The sequence below is a fragment of the Stenotrophomonas sp. OVS01A genome (genome assembly GCF_019969775.1).
Lineage (GTDB): Bacteria > Pseudomonadota > Gammaproteobacteria > Xanthomonadales > Xanthomonadaceae > Stenotrophomonas > Stenotrophomonas indicatrix.
This window is the reverse complement of sequence record NZ_JAHXYV010000002.1, coordinates 131,157-149,475: the sequence shown is the minus strand read 5'-3', so window position 1 is coordinate 149,475 and position 18,319 is coordinate 131,157. Positions and strand designations below refer to the sequence as shown.

Below are 18,319 nucleotides of genomic sequence, written 5' to 3'. Positions count from 1 at the left end.
CGTGTCACGCCGGCAGCTTGAAGTCGGCGACCGAACGACGCAGGTCGGCCGCCAGCTGCGCCAGGTGACCGATCGACTCGGCGGTCTGCCCGGCACCCTGCGAGGTCTGGCCGGTGATCTGGCGGATCACGCCCATCGTGCGGGTGATGTCCGACGCCGCCGACGACTGCTGCTGGGCGGCGATGGAGATGTTCTTGATGAGGGTATTGAGTGCGTTGGACACGCGCTCGATCTCGGTCAGCGCGGTGCCGGCGTCCTCGGCCAGGCGTGCACCGGACACCACTTCGGCGGTGGTCTGTTCCATCGAGGTGACCGCTTCGTTGGTGTCGGCCTGGATGGCCTGCACCAGGTTCTCGATACGTCGGGTCGCACCGGAGGTGCGTTCTGCCAGGCGCTGCACTTCGTCGGCCACGACCGCGAAACCACGACCGGCTTCACCGGCCGAAGCCGCCTGCACGGCCGCGTTCAATGCCAGGATGTTGGTCTGCTCGGAAATGTCGTTGATCAGTTCCACGATCGAGCCGATCTCCTGCGAGGATTCGCCCAGGCGCTTGATGCGCTTGGAGGTCTCCTGGATCTGGTCGCGGATCTGGTCCATGCCCTGGATGGTCTCGCGGACCACGCCGGCACCTTCGGCGGCGATCACCACCGAACGCTGTGCCACGTCGGCCGACTCGGCCGAGTTGCGCGATACCTGTTCGATGCTGGCGGCGATTTCGCCGATCCGGTCCGACGCCGAGGTGATCTGGTTGGCCTGGTGGCCGGCCGCTTCGGCCAGCTGCATCGCGGTGGCCTGCGTTTCCTGGGTCGACAGCGCGACCTTGGCCGAGGTGTCATTGATGGTGGTCACCAGGTGTCGCAGTTCATCCACCGCATAGTTGATGGCGTCCGCGATCGCGCCAGTCATGTCCTCGGTCACCGAGGCTTTCACGGTCAGATCGCCCTCACCGAGCGAGGAGATTTCGTCCAGCAGCCGCATGATCGCCTGCTGGTTGCGGCTGTTGAACTCCACCTGGGTCTGGTAGCGCAGTTCCTGCTCGCGCGAGCGGCTGCGCACGTTGGTGGAGACGAAACCGATGATCGCGATCAGCGACAGCGCACCGGACACCACGCCGATCCAGAAATTCGGGAACAGGCGGGTGTCGGACACCGAACCGAACGAGGAGAAGGCTTCGAACAGCTTGCGGCTGTCGGTCAGCATCTTCGCCGAACCCTGGCCCAGTGCGGAGGCAGCGGACTGCGCGGCGAACAGCTGGCGCGAGCTGGCCAGGATCGCGTCGGCGTCCTGCTTCATCGCCTGCCACTTCTGCTGCGACTGCTCCAGCGCAGCGACGGCGGCAGCGCCGCGCACCGCGGTGATGCCCAGGTCCTCGTTGCCATTGCGCAGCGCGTCGAGCACCTGCGAGAACACGGTGATGTCGCGGGCCAGCGCGTCACCGGCAGCGGCCGCAGCCGTGCCGCCGGCGCGGATTTCAGTCACGCGGCGCGCCATCGAACCGGCCACCACCACCTGCTGCAGGGCGCTGTAGACCTGCGACGCCGGCGCGCCGGAGGCGGACATCGCACGCACCAGCTCGTTCAACTGGGCCTGCAGGCCCGGCACCGCACCGGAGAAGTTGTTGGCGTTGCCGGCCAGGGCCAGCACTGCCGGTTCACTGGCCACCAGCTGGCCTGCCTGCTTGCCCAGCGGCGTCCACGTGTCGGCCAGGGTCGAGATCGCCCCGGACACGCCCGGCTCGTTGCCGTAGCGGCCCTGCAGGGTCGACACGTTCTGCTCGATCGCGTTGCGGGTGGCCTTGAAGGCGGTGAAGGCCTGCGCGTTGCCGCCGACCGCGTCACGGCCCTGGTTGGCCAGCTGCTGCGACAGCACCTGCAGGTCCGCGGCCTTGGAACCGGCATCGGCCAGGCGGCTGCCCTGCCAGGTGGACACGCCGGTGTTCACACCGAACAGGATCATCGACAGGGCCAGCAGCGCCAGCCAGAGGTTGCTGCCGCCCAGCCGCAGCTTGCCGGACTTGGTGGCATCCGAAGCAGTACTCATCGTTCAACCTCGATTTTCAATGCAGGGGGCGATGCCCGGCCTCAGGCCGCGGCTTGCCGGAATTCAGGGGTACGCGACAGCAGCGAGAGCGAGAACACGCCCCAATCGTTGCCATCGGCATGGAAAGCGCGATCGACGAAGTGGCCGTAGCGTCCCTCGGCCAGTGAACCGGCCTCGATCTGCTGGGTCAGCTCGAAGCTGCGCTGGCCGAACAGTTCATCGATGGTCAGGGCGACGTCGCCACCGGCCTGGCGCATGATCAGCACGCGCTGGCCTTCCTGCTGGACGGTGCGCGCTCCTTCCAGGAAGTACTTCAGGTCGACCACCGGGAACAGGTTGCCGCGCAGGTTGCCCACGCCCAGCAGCCACGGCTGCGCGCATGGCACCGGGGTCACCGGCGGCATCGGCACGATCTCCACCACTTCGCGGAAATCGGACACCAGCCGACGCTGGCCAACACGGAAACCGACGCCACGCCACAGGTCCTGGGCGAACTGCCGCCCGGGCAGCTGCACCGCGTGGGCAAGGCTGCGCCGTTCGTAGGCTTCAAGAATGTCGAAGGGCGAGCGCATCAGGCCACCAGCTCGTTGATCCGGGCGATGAGTTCTTCCTCGCGCGGCGGCTTGACGATGTAATCGGCGGCGCCTTGGCGCAGCCCCCAGGCCTTGTCGGTTTCCATCGCCTTGGTGCTGACGATGATGACCGGGATGTGCTTGATCGCTGCGTCGCGGGCCATCGCCCGGGTCGCCTGGAAACCGCTCATGCCCGGCAGCACCACGTCCATCAGGACCAGCTGCGGCACCTGGTCGCGGACCAGCTGCAGGCCATCTTCGGCATTGTCCGCTTCCAGCACCTCATGGCCGGCACGGCGCAGCCATTGGGTGAACACCGCGCGGTCGGTCGGTGAATCCTCGATCAGGACGATACGAGCCATTGTGCCTTTCCCCCCTGGTCAGGCGTTGACGTACGTGCGGATGGCACCCAGCAGTTCTTCGCGCGTGAATGGCTTGGTCAGGTATTGCTCCGAGCCGACGATGCGCCCCCGCGCCTTGTCGAACAGACCATCCTTGGACGACAGCATGATCACCGGGGTCGCCTTGAACAGCTGGTTACCCTTGATCAGTGCGCAGGTCTGGTAGCCATCCAGGCGCGGCATCATGATGTCGACGAAGATGATCTGCGGCTGCTGGTCGGCAATCTTGGCCAGGGCCTCGAAACCGTCCGTCGCGGTCACTACTTCGCAGCCTTCGCGCTTCAGCAGTGTTTCCGCAGTCCTGCGGATGGTCTTCGAGTCATCGATGACCATCACCCGGAGTCCTGCGAGCTCCCCGCCCGCAGTCGTGTTTTCAGTCATTGCCATTCCCCAAGCGCACGGCCCAATCTTTGGCGGGAGCCGCTGCGAAAGCGTATCTATATCGCACTTCCCGCGCCCGCTTCAAGGGCGGTCCGTGGCGCGGGGCGTGGCGCCGGGCTGAACGTGACCGGATTGGCAATCACTGCGCAGCCCGGCAAGGGACGCTGCGTTGCACATCGCCGGGGAGGCGCACGGCCGGCGTTGCCGCTACCATCAACGCCTTGCCTGACAGGTGCACCCATGCCGTTGAACGTCATCGTGGTGATGGACCCCATCGCCCACATCAAGATCGCCAAGGACACCACCTTCGCCATGCTGCTGGAAGCCCAGCGCCGCGGCCATGCCCTGCACTACGTGCGCCCGGGCGGGCTGGCGCTGGAAGGCGGGGTGGCGGTGGCCTGGACCGCCCCCCTGCAGGTGCGCGACGACCCGGCCGGCTGGTACGAGCTGGGCGCATTCAGCCGGACCGAATTCGGTCCCGGCCAGATCGTGCTGATGCGCAAGGACCCGCCGGTCGACGCCGAGTATGTCTACGACACCCAGGTGCTGGATGTCGCTGCCGCCGCCGGTGCGTGCGTGGTCAACAACCCGCAGGGCCTGCGCGACTACAACGAGAAGCTGGCCGCGCTGCTGTTCCCGCAGTGCTGCCCGCCGACCCTGGTCAGCCGCGACGCCAAGGCACTGAAGGCCTTCGCGCTGGAACACGGCCAGGCGGTACTGAAGCCGCTGGATGGCATGGGCGGACGCTCGATCTTCCGCAGCGGACAGGGCGACCCCAACCTGAACGTGATCCTGGAAACGCTGACCGACGGCGGCCGCAAGCTCGCCCTGGCCCAGAAGTTCATTCCCGACATCACTGCCGGCGACAAGCGCATCCTGCTGGTCGATGGCGAGCCGGTCGATTACTGCCTGGCGCGCATTCCGCAGGGCGATGAGTTCCGCGGCAACCTGGCCGCCGGTGGCCGTGGCGAAGGCCGTCCACTGAGCGAACGCGACCGCTGGATCGCCGCCCAGGTCGGCCCGGAAATGAAGCGTCGCGGCATGCGTTTCGTCGGCCTGGACGTCATCGGCGACTACCTGACCGAAGTCAACGTGACCAGCCCGACCTGCGTGCGCGAGCTGGACGCGCAGTACGGCCTGAACATCGCCGGCACCCTGTTCGACGCGATCGAGGCCGATCTGCGCTGATGGATGCCGCACCTGCCGTCCTCGCCCCGCCGGCGCGTGAAGCGCAGCGGCTGGGCGCCACCATCGCCCTGTCGGTGCTGGTGCACGCCCTGCTGATCCTCGGGGTCGGCTTTGCCGTGAAAGGCGACGCGCCCCTGGTGCCGACCCTGGAAGTGATTTTCAGCCAGACCCGCACCGCGCTGACCCCGAAGCAGGCAGATTTCCTGGCCGCCGCCAGCCAGGAAGGCGGTGGCGAGCACGATCGTGCGCAGCGCCCCCGCGACAACCAGGCCGGCATCGTGCCGCAGGCCCAGGCCGGCATCAGTCCGGTACCCCAGCAGCAGCAGTCGGCAGCACCGGTACCGCCGCCGCAGGCGCGGGTGGTCAGCAGCCGCAATGGCCAGGACACCGTGGCCGTGGCGCAGACGCGCCCTACTCCGCTGCAACCAACACCGGATGCACCGATGACCGCGCGCGAACAGCGCGATGCTGAAATGGCGCGGCTGGCGGCGGAAGTGCACCTGCGTTCGGCGCAGTACGCCAAGCGCCCGAACAGGAAATTCGTTTCGGCCAGCACGCGCGAATACGCCTACGCCAATTACCTGCGTGCGTGGGTGGACCGCGCCGAGCAGGTCGGCAACCTGAACTACCCTGACGAAGCGCGGCAGCGCCGGCTGGGGGGACAGGTGGTGATCAGCGTGGGGGTACGCCGCGACGGCAGCGTGGAAAGCAGCCGGGTGTTGAAGTCCAGCGGCACGCCGCTGCTGGACGAGGCCGCGCTGCGGGTGATCCAGCTGGCACAACCGTTCCCGCCGTTGCCCGACAGCGAAGACCAGATCGACATCCTGCAGGTCACCCGCACGTGGGTGTTCCTGCCCGGCGGCGAACTGCGCGACGACCGGTGAGGTTTTCTGCCCGGGCCTGCGGCCCGGGACCCGCTGCAAGCAACAGCAACGGCAACTGCAACGTCAAGATCAAGAGCGGCGGTTGGGCTGTTCGGTTTGGCGGGGCGGTGTGGGCTTGCAGGACACGCCGTAAACCCATCCATGGGGGCTCGATGGCGCCATCCATGGCGCCATCGGTCCTGCAAGCCCACACCGCCCCACCCCTGACCGATCGCGGCGCATCTTTGCTGTTGGTAGCTGTCGACCTTGGTCGACACGATGCATCCACGCCATGCCTGCACGGTAGATCCACGCCATGCGTGGATGCGAGCGAAGCGACCGGCTTTTGAATTTGATTTTTTTTTGATTTTCCGTGGCGAACGCGCACGGAAACTGTCCGTGGCCGGGCGGGTGGGCTGCGCAGGGGCGTAAGCGCCATGGATGGCGCGCCCGAGCCTACATGGACGTATTCACGGCGCCCCCTGCGCAGCCCACCCGCCCGGCCAACCCACGGCTTCTGCTGTCAGCGACCCACCACCCCGCCACGAGGGGCTCAGCCGTTGGCCTTCGCCTTGGCATCCCGCGCCGCCTGCTGCTCGACCAGCGTCAGCGCCACGTTGTCCCGCAGGTACGCCGGCTCGACCTTCTCCGGCGCAATGCCTTCGCCGCGCACGAACGCCGGTACCGCCAGTGCCAGCACATCCGCTGCACGTGGCAGCGCCGTTGCATCGAAGCGGCGCAGGCCAGCCCCCAGCTGCGCGATCAGCGCGCCCTCGGCCGCGGCAAACCCGGTGCCGACGCCGTAGACGGACGCAGCTTCCGGCAACGACACCGCCGCCGGCACGCACACGCGCTCGGCATCCCGCGCCACCGGCAGTCCATCCACGCGCTCGAAGCGTGCCACGTACAACTCGCCCATCCGCGCATCGATCGCCGACAGGATCTGCTTCTCTTCCACCGGCGCGCGCAGCGCCAGCACCTGCAGCGTCGACACCGGCAGCAACGGCCGATCCAGCGCCAGCGCGATGCCCTGCGCCAACGCGATCGCCAGGCGCACACCGGTGAACGCACCGGGACCACGGCTGAGCGCGATACCGTCCAGCTGGCGGCGGCTGATGCCGGCCTCGGCCAGCAGCTCCTCCGCCCACGGCAGGCTCAGTTCGGCATGCCGGCGGGGGGCGATCTCGAAGCGTTCCCGTACCTGCCCATCCACATGCAGGGCTACGGAACAGGCTTCGGTGGCGGTTTCAAAGGCGAGCAGTTTCATCGGATCGGGTCAGAACAGGGGGAACGTGGCGCCGGGAGCCGGCTCCGGCCCCGCCACGGCGGCGGTCGGGGCAGCGGCATCCGCCACGGGCGCCCATTGTGGCGCAAAGAAGGCCTGCACATCGGCCAGGGCCCGGGTTCGCCGGAACGGCGGCAGCGACTGCAGGAAGACCTTGCCATAACCCCGGTTGAGCAGGCGCGGGTCGCACAGCACCAGCACGCCACGGTCGGTCTCGCTGCGGATCAGGCGGCCAACGCCCTGCTTCAGGGCAATCACCGCCTGCGGCAACTGCTCGTCGCGGAAGGGATTGCCGCCCTGGGTGCGTATGGCATCCAGCCGCGCTTCGTACACCGGATCATCGGGCGTGGCGAAGGGCAGCTTGTCGATCACCACCACGCTCAATGCCTCGCCGACCACATCCACGCCCTCGCGGAAGCTGGCCGAGCCCAGCAGCACGCCATTGCCGGATTCGCGGAAACGCTGCAGCAGGGTCGCGCGCGGCGCTTCGCCCTGCACGAACAGCAGCCAGGGCCCATCACGCAGCGCCTCGGCCGCCTCGCGCAGCGCACGATGCGAAGCAAACAACAGGAACGCCCTGCCCTGCGACGCCTGCAGCACCGGACGCAGGACCTGGATCAGTGCGGTTCCGAAACCGCGCGCAGCCGGATCCGGCAGGCCTTCCGGCAGGTAGCACAGTGCCTGCTCGGGCCAGTTGAACGGGCTGGGCTGCACCAGCGTCTGCGGATCATCCAGGCCCAGGCGCGTGGCGATGTGCTCGAAGCCACCGCCAACGGTCAGCGTGGCGGAGGTGAAAATCCATGCGGCATGGCTGCGCTCGCGATGTTCGCGCAGCGGTGCGGACACATCCATCGGCGTGCGCTGGCAGCGGAAACCGCGCGCGGTCAATTCATACCAGAGCACGTCACCAGCGGCGGCGGTCGCTTCTGCAGGATCGGCATCGAAGTCGAGCGCGGGTTCTTCATCCCCCAGCCAACGGCCCAGCCGCGAAATCGCCTCACGTGCGCGCGCATGGCAGGCATCGAGGCCAGCAGCGGCTTCGCGCAGCGGCTGCAATGCCTGCTCCAGCACCACCAGGCTGGACATCACCGCATCGAAACCCTCGCGTACCTGCGGCATTGCCAGCGCGCGCCATTGGGTGCCACGCGCGGGCAGCCCCTCCATCGCAGCACGCAGTGCAGACAATGCCTGCTGCAGATGATCGACCGGTTCCTGCAGTGCAGACTGTGCGCCACCCACGCCGCGCGCTTCAACAAGGCAGTCACGGCCCAGTTCCTGCCAGGGGCGCATGCCGAAGCCTTCGCCGAAGAACTGCGCGGCCAGTTCGGGCAGCTGATGGGCTTCGTCGATGACGAAGGCCTGCGCACCGGGCAGCAGTTCACCGAAGCCCTCCTGCTTCAGCGCCAGGTCGGCCAGCAGCAGGTGGTGGTTGACCACGACCAGGTCGGCGGCCTGTGCACGCTGGCGGGCCCGCACGACGAAGCAGTCATCCCAGAACGGACACTCGTTGCCCAGGCAGTTGTCGACGGTGGAAGTGACCATCGGCAGCAGCGGCGAGTCGTCGGCCAGGCCATCGAGTTCGGCGATATCGCCCGATTCCGAGCGGCCGGACCAAGCCAGGATGCGCTGGAACTGTGCCGCCTGTTCCGGGCTGGAGAAGCGCGGCTCGCCGCGTGCCTGCTGCAGGCGGTAGCGGCACAGGTAGTTGCTGCGCCCCTTCAGCAACGCGCTGCGCAGGCCGACGCCCAGCGCCTGGCGCACGCGCGGCAGGTCACGGTGGTAGAGCTGGTCCTGCAGCGCGCGCGTGCCGGTGGAAATGATGGTGCGCATTCCGGACAGCAGCACCGGCACCAGGTAGGCAAAGGTCTTGCCGGTGCCGGTACCGGCTTCGGCGAGCAGCAGGTCGCGCTGCTGCATCGACGCGGCAATGGCCTCGGTAAGGCGCAGCTGCGCAGGACGCGGAACGAATGCATCCAGATGGGAGGCGAGCGCGCCGCCTTCGCTGAGGGCTTCGCGGCTGGCATGGACAAGGTCGGACATCAGGTGGAAAGGATACCCGGCCGGGCGCTGCCCGGCACCCGTTTCAGGCCAGAGCACAAGCAAAAGCAACGGCAACAGCGTTTGTTCATGGCTCTGGGTTGTACTGAGGGCTGGCGGGGGGCTGTGGGTTTGCGGGGACGCCGTAAACCCATCCCTGGGGGCTTGGCTGCGGCATCCATGCCGCGGCCACCCCGCAAACCCACAGCCCCCTCGCCTTCGACAGTTTCCCGGTGACGGAATGCAAAGGCAGAGCAGATGCGGTTGGTGTAACGGAGAAAGTAGAAGGGGTCGGATCCGTTTTCCTGCGGAAAACGGATCCGACCCCGCAGCGAGTGCGCGCAGCGCGCGACCCGCTATTGATTTTCTTTTTCTTTTCCGTGGCTGGCCGCACACGGAAACTGTCAGAGGCCGGGCAGGTTGGGTTCGCGGGGGTGTCCGCGGCATGGATGCCGCGGCCAAGCCCCCAAGGATGGGTTCACGGCGTCCCCCGCGAATCCAACCTGCCCGGCCAGCGCGGCTTTTGCGCGACCAGGCAGCCAGCCACGAGGGGCTGCGCCGTTGGCTGGAAACTCAGTACCGCTTGATCCCCGGCACCGTGCAGCCTTCAATCTGCGCGTGCGCGGACACCGCATTCTCCTTCTCGCCCCGCGCCAGGCGCGCCTGCTCGATCGTCGCCCAGTGCCGGCGGCACAACGGCCCCGTCTTCGAGCCAAGGTCCACAGCCTTGCGTGCGAACGTTTCCGCCTCCGCCCACTGGCCCTGCAGCAGCGCCAGTTCCGCGCGTTCCTGCAATACCGACGGATCACCGGCCACGATCTGCAACGCCTGGTCCAGGCTGCCGGCCGCGCCAGCCAGATCATTGGCCTTGCGCTGGCTCAGCGCCGTCTGCCGCAGATCCTCAACCTGGGAATCGCGCAGTGGCTGCACCGACAGTTCCTTGTCATCCGGGCCGGCTGCGGCTTCCACGGCTGCCAGCCGCTGTGCGGGCGTGGTGGTGTCCACCGGCTTGACCACCTGCGGCGCGCTGCTCACGCAGGCCGCCAGGGCCAGGCTGAGGCCACTCAGGACCAGGGGCTGGAACAGCGAACGGATAGTCATCGGCATCATCGGCTTGGAGGAGGAGTCGCTGCAGCGGGTGCTGCGGCAGGTTCAGCGGCGGGTTCGGGCTTACGGTCAAGGCCGAACCAGCTGCGCCAGCCGCCGCCCTCGCCTTCCGCACCGCCCTGCGCGTCCGGCAAGGCCGCCGGTGCGCACGGTTCATACGCAGGCGCATAGCCCACCACGAACGGGAAGCGGCGGGCACCCGGGCACCCTTCATCGGTGCTGTTGGTTCCCGTGGCCGCAACCGGCTGCCAGTCGAGGCCCTTGTTGCTGACCTTCAACGGCGCCGTCGGCAGGCGCTGGAAGATGCCCGACCACACCCGCATCGCGCCGGTGGCGCCATACAGGCCGGCCTGTTCGTTCTGGTCATTGCCCATCCAGATCACCGCCAGGTGATCGCCGGTGTAACCGGCATACCAGCTGTCGCGGCCATCGTTGGTGGTGCCGGTCTTGCCGGCCGGCTGCAGGCGGCCCAGGCCATCGGCGTTCAAACGCTGCGCGGTACCACTGGCCACCACCTGCTGCAGGCCGATGCTGATCAGGTTGGCGGCAATCGAGTCACCTTCCTGTGCCGGTGCCGGGGTCTTGTCGTAGCGCTTGAGCAGCTTGCCCTGCGGATCAAGGACGCCACGCACCGCGTGCAGCGGCTGGATCTCGCCGCCCGATGCCAGGAACTGGTACAGCTGCGCCATCGCGTACGGGCTCTGGTCGGTCGAGCCGAGGATCACCGCCGGGTTCGCCTCGGCCTTGATGCCGGCCAGCACGTGGATCAGCTGCGTCACCCGTTCCGGGCCGACCTGCATGCCCACCCGTACCGTCGCCTGGTTGTAGGAGTGGGCGAGCGCATCGATCAGGCGCACGGTGCCGTGGCTGCGGTTGTCCGCATTGCCGGGGTTCCAGTTGCGGCCGCGGCTGAGCTGCACCGTCACCGGTGAATCATCGACCCAACTGGCCAGCGAATAGCGGTCCGGCTGCGCCAGTGCCAGCAGGTACACGAATGGCTTGAGCAGTGAGCCGACCGGGCGCTGCGCCTCGATGGCACGGTTGAAGCCGACCTCGGACACTTCGCGGCTGCCGATCACCGCCACCACGTCACCGTTGTGCACGTCGGTCATCACCAGGCCGGCCTGCAGCTCGGGGCGACGCTTGCTTTCCAGCGACTTGATGGTGCGCGTGACCGCACCTTCGGCATAAGCCTGCGCGGACGGCGACATGCCGCTCATCACGCTCAGGCCAGCGCCCTGCAGGGCGGATTCCGGATAGTCGTGGGCAAGCTGGCGACGCACCAGGTCAACGTAGGCCGGGAAGCGGTTGGCCGCCACCAGGCCCGGGGTCTTGGGCACGCCCAGCGGCGCCTTCAACGCACGCTGGTACTCGGCATCGTCGATCAGGGTCGCCTCGTGCAGTTTGCCCAGCACGAAGTTGCGACGGTCCAGCGCGCGCTCGGGATTGCGCCGCGGGTCGTAGTAGGACGGCCCCTTGACCAGGCCGATCAGCAGCGCGATCTGCTCGGTTTCCAGCGAGGAAAGATCACGGCCGAACCAGAACTCGGCACCGGAGGACATGCCGTGGATCGCCTGGCTGCCGCGCTGGCCCAGATACACCTGGTTGAGGTACGCCTCGAAGATGGTGCGCTTGTCATAGCGCGCTTCCATGATCAACGCATACAGCACTTCGTTGAACTTGCGGGTGACGGTCTGTTCCTTGCCGATTCCCAGCAGGCCGCTGCGGGCCAGCTGCTGGGTCAGGGTGGAAGCGCCCTGGCGGCTCTGCCCACCGGAGCGGACAGTCACCCAGACCGCGCGCGCGATACCGGACAGATCGATGCCGTGATGGCGGTTGAAGTCCTTGTCCTCGACCGCCTGCAGGCCAGTGACCAACAGGTCCGGGGCCTCGTTCATGCGGATCAGGCGGCGCTCTTCCTGCTTCTGCCCATACAGCGTGGCGATGCGCGCGGGATCCATGCGGGCCGCCTTCAGCGCCTTGCGGCTGTCGGCGTCCCGCAACGATGCGATGCTGCCGCCGGACAGCGACAGCTCGACCCGGCGCGCAGCAACGTGTCCATCGACATCGTTGTAGCCGCGGCTGGAGATGACGAAGCGGCCGCCCTGCACCGCATAGGTTGCCGGATCCTTGCCCTGGCCATCATCGCGATAGGCCGAGGCGGCCAGTTCGGTCTTCAGGGTGGCCGCATCCATCGCCTTGCCGGGCATCAGCACCAGCGGGCGTGCATAGACGCGCGTCGGGATCTGCCAGCGCAGTTCACCGAAGCGTTGCGTCACCTGCTGGTTCAGGTACAGCGTATAGGGGATCAGGAAACCCAATCCCAACGCGACCGCCGCCATGGTCCAGGTGATCAGTCGGCGGCGCCAGAGCGGACCGGCGTCCTGCTGGTCGTCGTCGTCGAAATCGTCGATATCGTCTGAATCGTAGCGTCGGGGCACGGGAATGCGACAATGTAGGGTCTGGCGAGTCTACCCCAGCCGCTGCGGCAGGCGAATTCTCCCGGCCCCCCTGCTTAAGCTGGAGTTGCAACCGGATGGCGATGTCCCTGGCCGAAATCCGCTACCTGATCAATCGCCTGACCGGCTTGGCCCGCCGCAGCCTGGCCAGCCTGCGTACCCGCGGCTGGCGGGCCACCTGGCAGCGGATACGGGTGCACACCCAGCGCGCGGTGCCGGCACCGCGCAAGCCGCTGTACCTGCCACCGGCACAACCGTTCGCTCCCTTTGCGGTGCCCACCAGCGATACCCCGGACGTCAGCATCGTCATTCCGGTCTACAACCACGTCGACCATACCCTGGCCTGCCTGCGCGCCCTGGCCGCGCACCCGCCGTCGGTGGCCTGCGAAATCCTGGTGGTGGACGACGGCAGCAGCGACGCAACGGTGCAGTGGATGCCGCAGATCAGTGGCCTGCGCTACGAAGTGCGCGAGCACAACGGTGGTTTCATCGAGGCCTGCAACGATGGCGTGTCGCGCACGCGCGGCCGCTATGTGGTGCTGCTCAACAACGATACCGTGCCGCAGCCGGGCTGGCTGGAGGCATTGCTGGACACCTTTGCGACCGTCGCCGATGCCGGCCTGGTCGGCAGCCAGCTGCTGTACCCCGACGGCCGCCTGCAGGAATCGGGCGGGGTGATCTTCAGCGATGGCAGCGGCTGGAGCTATGGCCGTTTCGAAGCGGCCGATGATCCCCGCTTCGCCAGCCTGCGCGACGTCGATTACTGCTCCGGCGCCGCGCTGATGCTGCCGCGTGCCCTGTGGCAGCAGCTGGGCGGTTTCGACACCCGCTACAAGCCCGCCTACTACGAAGACACCGACCTGGCCTTCCGCGTGCGTGCGCAGGGCCTGCGGGTAATGGTGCAACCGGCCAGCCGGGTGATCCACGATGAAGGCACCAGCAACGGCACCGATACCGGCAGCGGTGTGAAGGCCTACCAGGTACGCAACCAGGGAATTTTCGCAGCCAGATGGGCCGCTGAACTGGCCTCCCATCCGAAGGTCGGCGACGTGCCCTCGCCGGCGCTGCTGCTGCGCGGCCGCCGCCAGGTGCTGATCCTCGATGAGGAAGTGCCGCGCCCGGAGCGCGACTCCGGCTCGCTGCGCCAGGTCAACCTGATCCGCCTGCTGCTGCAGGGCGGCGCCCACGTGGTGTTCGTGCCCACCCGGCGCGAACACGGCGGAGTGGCGACCGAAGCCCTGCAGCGGATGGGCGTGGAAGTCTGGTACGCGCCCTTCCTGGACGGTGTCGCAGGCTGGCTGCGCAGCCACGGCACCCGTTTCAACGTGGTGATGATGGTGCGCCATCATGTCGCCAACGAATGCCTGCCGCTGCTTGAACGCTATGCACCGCAGGCGCGCACCGTGTTCGACACCGTCGACCTGCACTACCTGCGCGAACGCCGGGGTGCGGAAGTGGCCGGCGATGCTGGCCTGCTGCGCAACGCCGAACGCACCCGCGCCAGCGAACTGGCAGTAATGGACCGGTGCGACATCACCGTGCTGGTCAGCGCCGCCGAGCGCGAACAGCTGCAGGCCGATGCCCCCCAGGTCCGGGTGGAACTGATTTCCAACCTGCATGAAGTCGCCGGCACCGGCGCGCCGTTCGCACAGCGCCACGACCTGGTGTTCGTTGGCGGCTTCCGCCATCCGCCGAACCTGGACGCGATGGAGTGGTTCATCGGCGACGTGTTCCCGCACATCCGCGCAGCACTGCCGCAGGTGCGCCTGCATTGCATCGGTGCCGGCGCACCGGACACGCTGCTTGACCTGGCTGCTACCCAGCCGGGCGTGGTGATGCATGGCTTCGTCGAAGACATCGTTCCGTACATGGACGGTGCCCGCATCGCCATCGCGCCGCTGCGTTTCGGCGCCGGCGTGAAGGGCAAGATCAACCTGAGCATGGCTCATGGCCAGCCCGTGGTCGGCACCACCTGCGCGGTGGAAGGCATGCACCTGCGCGCCGGCCAGGATGTACTGGTGGCCGACGATGCAACCGGCTTTGCCGATGCGGTGGTCCGCCTGTACCAGGATCCTGTGCTGTGGCAGCAGCTGGCAGCAGCCGGCCTGGCCAACGTGGCCGAGCATTTCTCGCTGGATGCCGCATCGGCAACCGTGCAGCGGGTGTTCTTCGATCAGTCGATGTGACCGCCCGCGTGCCGCAGGCGGTCCTCGAACGCGGGAAGCTCGGCCAGGTCCGGCTGCAGCCGCCGCACCTGCTCTACGGCCGAGGCGGCAAACTCCACATCACCGCGACCCAGCCGTTCGCTGCCGATCGCCAGCCAGCGTTGTGCCAGGCGGGCACGCGCATCGGGCAACCCTGTGGCGGTCGGCGCCAGGGTCTGCCAGGCCTGCAGGCAGGCGCCCGCAGCCTGCACCCGGTTCTGCCGCAGGTTGTCATCAAAACAGGACCGGCTGGCGGGCAGCAGACGTGCTGCCGCTGCCTTGACCCGGCTGTCGCGCGGCGCCAGTGCCTGCGCTTCGCGCAGCGCATCGAAGGCGCTGTGACCGGGAGGGCTGATCCACTGCCCGGCACGCTCGGCGCGGTCGATCTGGCGCAACCGATCACGCAGCTGGCGCTCACGCTGGGCCGCGCTGATGCCCGGCTGCTGCAATGACTGCCGCGCCTGGCGCGCACGCTGCAGGCGCTGTGCCAGCTGCTGCTGCGCTGCCTGCGAGGCACCCAGCCCCGCGGCCAGCGCGGCGTCCTTGTCGGCCGCCTCGAACTGGAAGTCGTCGGCCCGCTTCTGGCTGCGCGCCAGCAACGCCTGCACGACCTGCTCGCGCCCACGCAATGCCGTGGGATCGTCGGCGGTGACTGCCAGCACGGCCTGGAAGCTATCGGCAGCCGTCTCGAGCTGCTGCCGTTTGAGCGCGCGCTGCCCCTGCTGCAGGCGCTGGTCGATTGCCCTGGCCAGCGCTTCCTGGCTGGCAGGAAGTTCGGAATGACCTGGATCGAACTGGCGTGCACGCTGCAGGATCGCTGCCGCCGTGGCCAGTTCGCCGCGCCCCGCCTGTGCACGCGCCTGCTGCAGCAGATCGCTCAATGCATCCTCGCGCCCCTCCAGTGCAGGCAGGTTGTCCGGCTGCAGTGCCAGCACGCGCTGGAACAACGGCAGCGCGCTGCTGTCGCCGTCGTCCAGCCGCCCCGCTGCAAAGGCATTGCGGGCCTGCGCAAGCAATGCACCGATGCCAGCACCGGCGCGACGACGCGCCTGCAGCTGCTGGGCCACCGCATCTGCCTCGGCGCGCGGCACCTGCAGCTCACGTGCCAACGCCAGCGCCTGCGCGCAGCCGTCCAGGTCGCCCGCCTGCAGTCGCTCACGCGACTTCTGCAACGCTGCCGCGCCGGTTCGGGCCAGGCCCTGTCGCGCCTGCGGGCGGTCGCCATCAAGGGCCAGCACCGCCTGGTAGCGTTCACGCGCGCCGCTGCCGTCGGCCGCGGTCAGGCGTCCTTCGCTCAGTGCGCGATCGCCCTCGGCCAGCAGCTGTTCTATCTGTGGCTCATCCCAGAACCAGTCCGCCAGCGGTTTGCGCACCAGTACCAGCAGCACGAACACGGCTGCGGCAGCCAGCAATGCCCAACGCCACACCCGTCGTGCGTGGCGCGCCTGCAGCCACCACCAGCGGCTTTCACGGCGAACGCGATCCAGCGCCGGATGTGCGGCGCCGTGTGAGCGATGCGGGGGCTCGCGTTCCATGCGTGCAGGGTAGCCGGGGCAGCGTGAAGCTCAGCCCAGACGACGCGCCTCGCTTACGCCCGGCAACGCATCGAGCTTGCCCAGCAGATTCGACAACTGGCCGTAGTCGCTGACCTTCAACCGCAGGCGCAGATGCGCGCGGCCACTATTGCGGACGTTGTCGCTGTGGATGTCCAGCACGTAGGCGTCTTCCTGTGCGATCAGGTTGGTGATGTCCTTCAGCAACCAGCGGCGGTCGACCGCGTCGACCACCACGTCCACTTCATAGCCACCGCCGGCCTGGCCCCATTCCACCGGCAGGATCCGCTGCGGGCTGGTCGCAGCCAGCCGTGCCAATGCCACGCAGTCTGCACGATGTACCGTGACACCACGGCTACGGGTCAGGTAGCCGACGATCGGTTCACCCGCCACCGGCTGGCAGCAACGCGCCAGCTGCACCAGCAGGTTGCCCACGCCCTGTACGGTGAACTTGGACTTGCCCAGGTTCTCGCGGCGCGCGGTCGGCCGCGGCAAGGCCGACGTCGGCGCCGGCTGGCTGGCCGCACGCTCGGCCTCCAGCAGCGAACGGCTGACCTGGTTGGGGCCGGTATCGCCCAGGGCAACCTGGATGTACAGGTCGTCGACGCTGTCGGCGTGGAACTTCTTCGCCGCTGCGGACAGGTCCGAATGCTGCAGGCCCAGCCGCTTCAGTTCGCGCTCCAGCAGCTCGCGCCCCGCCTGCACGTTGCGCGCACGGTCCAGCTTGTGGAACCAGCTGCGCACCTTCTCGCGCGAGCGGTTGCTGGCCAGGAAGCCGTTGGCCGGCATCAGCCAGTCGCGGCGCGGGTCGGCCTCCTTGCCGGTGAGGATCTCGACGCGATCCCCGCTGCGCAGGCGGTAGGTCAACGGCACGATGCGGCCGTTTACCTTGGCCCCACGGCAGCGGTGCCCGACCATGGTGTGCACCTGGTAGGCAAAATCCAGCGGTGTTGCGCCCTGCGGCAGGTCCAGCACCTCGTCCTTCGGGGTCAGCGCGTAGACACGGTCTTCGGTCAGCTCGGCATCAAGCGCCCCGGCCAGTTCATTGCCCTGCCCGTCCTGCGCCTGCTCCAGCAGCTGCCGCATCCAGGTGATCTTGCGATCGAACGACTTCTCCGCGCCCTTGCCGCCTTCCTTGTACTTCCAGTGCGCGGCCACGCCCAGCTCGGCCTGCGCGTGCATGTCGTGGGTGCGGATCTGCACTTCGATGGTGCGCCCTTCCGGGCCAACCACCGCGGTGTGCAGCGAGCGGTAATCGTTGGCCTTGGGCCGGGCGATGTAATCGTCGAACTCGCTCGGCACCGGTGCCCACAGCGCATGCACCACGCCGAGCGCGGCGTAGCAGGCGGCGACGTCGTCGACCATCACCCGTACCGCACGGATGTCATACAGCTGGTCGAAGGCCAGGCGCTTCTTCTGCATCTTCCGCCAGATGCTGTAGATGTGCTTGGGGCGGCCGCTGACCTCGGCGCGGATGCCCTGCACGCCCAGTTCGCGCGACAGCACCTTCTTCACGTTCTCGACATAGCGCTCGCGGGCGATGCGGGTCTCGTCGACCTCGCGCGCGATGCGCCGGTAGGTTTCCGGCTCCAGGTGGCGGAAGGCCAGGTCTTCCAGTTCCCACTTCAACTGCCAGATGCCGAGCCGGTTGGCCAGCGGCGCATGGATGTCGCGGGTCAACTGGGCCAGCGCACGGCGCTGCTCCTCATCGAGCTTGTCGGCCGCGCGCATGCGCGCCAGCTGCCGGGCCAGCAGGATCGGTACCACCCGCAGGTCGCGGATGATGGCCAGCAGCAACCGGCGCAGGCCTTCGCTGTTGCGGCCGGCCTCGCGCCCGGCATGCAGTGCCCAGACGGGATCAGCCGCATCCTGTCCATCAAGCAGGCCGATCACCGCCGCTTTGTGGCTGCCCAGCGGCAATGCATCGAGGTGGACGCGCAGGCCCGGCAGATCGAACAGCAGGGCCGCGACCACGGCGCCCTCGTCTGCCGAGAGCATCGCCAGCGCGTCCAGGGTATCGCCCAGCACCGACCAGCTGGCACGCATCTGCGGGGCGCAGTCGGGCGCTTCCCAATGCCCGCGCAGGGCCTGGCGCAGCGGAGCCGGCAGCACGGCTGCCGAGGGGCGGTTCAACAAGGCATCCAGGCCGGGGACGGAAGCGCGGTTCACAGCATCGAGCAGGCAAGACAGAAGCCCCTACACTAGCGCCGCAGCCGTTCAGGAACAAT

General features: G+C 68.1%; 13 protein-coding genes. 3 read left to right on the top strand and 10 right to left on the bottom strand.

Annotated features, from left to right (window positions below):
• Window positions 1–4 precede the first annotated feature (4 nt).
• Genes LC407_RS09580 through pilG form a run of 4 tightly spaced genes read right to left on the bottom strand, consistent with a single transcriptional unit; the run spans window position 5 to window position 3,395 of the window.
• Complete coding sequence (locus tag LC407_RS09580; protein WP_140227795.1) at window positions 5–2,041, bottom strand: methyl-accepting chemotaxis protein; 2,037 nt, start codon at window positions 2,039–2,041, stop codon at window positions 5–7.
• Between the two features lie 41 nt (window positions 2,042–2,082).
• Window positions 2,083–2,613 carry a chemotaxis protein CheW gene (locus tag LC407_RS09575; protein WP_025877750.1) on the bottom strand — a complete coding sequence of 177 codons (531 nt, stop codon included), beginning with the start codon at window positions 2,611–2,613 and terminating at the stop codon, window positions 2,083–2,085.
• A complete protein-coding gene (locus LC407_RS09570; RefSeq protein ID WP_025877749.1) occupies window positions 2,613–2,975 on the bottom strand; it encodes a response regulator in 363 nt (120 codons plus the stop codon). The genes LC407_RS09575 and LC407_RS09570 overlap by 1 nt, the downstream gene beginning before the upstream one ends.
• 18 nt (window positions 2,976–2,993) lie before the next feature.
• Window positions 2,994–3,395, bottom strand: coding sequence for a twitching motility response regulator PilG (gene pilG, locus LC407_RS09565; RefSeq protein ID WP_005418455.1), 402 nt, complete (start codon window positions 3,393–3,395; stop codon window positions 2,994–2,996).
• A 240-nt stretch (window positions 3,396–3,635) separates the two neighbouring features.
• On the opposite strand from pilG, the gene gshB reads away from it, so the two are divergent.
• Window positions 3,636–4,583: a glutathione synthase gene (gene gshB / locus LC407_RS09560; protein WP_049466293.1), complete on the top strand. Its 948-nt coding sequence runs from the start codon at window positions 3,636–3,638 to the stop codon at window positions 4,581–4,583.
• Complete coding sequence (locus LC407_RS09555) at window positions 4,583–5,467, top strand: energy transducer TonB (RefSeq protein WP_223482733.1); 885 nt, start codon at window positions 4,583–4,585, stop codon at window positions 5,465–5,467. Before gshB ends, LC407_RS09555 begins: the two co-directional genes overlap by 1 nt.
• Before the next feature lie 532 nt (window positions 5,468–5,999).
• Here the strand turns inward: LC407_RS09555 and tsaB are convergent.
• From tsaB to mrcB, 4 genes are all read right to left on the bottom strand, one after another.
• Window positions 6,000–6,713: a tRNA (adenosine(37)-N6)-threonylcarbamoyltransferase complex dimerization subunit type 1 TsaB gene (gene tsaB / locus LC407_RS09550; protein WP_223482732.1), complete on the bottom strand. Its 714-nt coding sequence runs from the start codon at window positions 6,711–6,713 to the stop codon at window positions 6,000–6,002.
• 9 nt (window positions 6,714–6,722) lie between these two features.
• Complete coding sequence (locus LC407_RS09545; protein WP_223482731.1) at window positions 6,723–8,771, bottom strand: ATP-dependent DNA helicase; 2,049 nt, start codon at window positions 8,769–8,771, stop codon at window positions 6,723–6,725.
• A gap of 570 nt (window positions 8,772–9,341) precedes the next feature.
• Complete coding sequence (locus LC407_RS09540; protein WP_080278370.1) at window positions 9,342–9,878, bottom strand: hypothetical protein; 537 nt, start codon at window positions 9,876–9,878, stop codon at window positions 9,342–9,344.
• Window positions 9,875–12,316 (bottom strand): penicillin-binding protein 1B, encoded by a 2,442-nt coding sequence (gene mrcB / locus LC407_RS09535; RefSeq protein WP_025879368.1) that lies wholly within the window; start codon window positions 12,314–12,316, stop codon window positions 9,875–9,877. The genes LC407_RS09540 and mrcB overlap by 4 nt, the downstream gene beginning before the upstream one ends.
• A 95-nt stretch (window positions 12,317–12,411) precedes the next feature.
• On the opposite strand from mrcB, the gene LC407_RS09530 reads away from it, so the two are divergent.
• Complete coding sequence (locus LC407_RS09530) at window positions 12,412–14,520, top strand: glycosyltransferase (RefSeq protein ID WP_154880969.1); 2,109 nt, start codon at window positions 12,412–12,414, stop codon at window positions 14,518–14,520.
• On the opposite strand, the gene LC407_RS09525 is transcribed toward LC407_RS09530, so the two are convergent.
• Window positions 14,508–16,073, bottom strand: a complete 1,566-nt coding sequence (locus LC407_RS09525; protein WP_223482730.1) for a hypothetical protein — start codon at window positions 16,071–16,073, stop codon at window positions 14,508–14,510. The two genes, LC407_RS09530 and LC407_RS09525, sit on opposite strands and share 13 nt — an antisense overlap.
• 30 nt (window positions 16,074–16,103) lie before the next feature.
• Complete coding sequence (locus tag LC407_RS09520; RefSeq protein ID WP_223482729.1) at window positions 16,104–18,260, bottom strand: bifunctional (p)ppGpp synthetase/guanosine-3',5'-bis(diphosphate) 3'-pyrophosphohydrolase; 2,157 nt, start codon at window positions 18,258–18,260, stop codon at window positions 16,104–16,106.
• Window positions 18,261–18,319 lie beyond the last annotated feature (59 nt).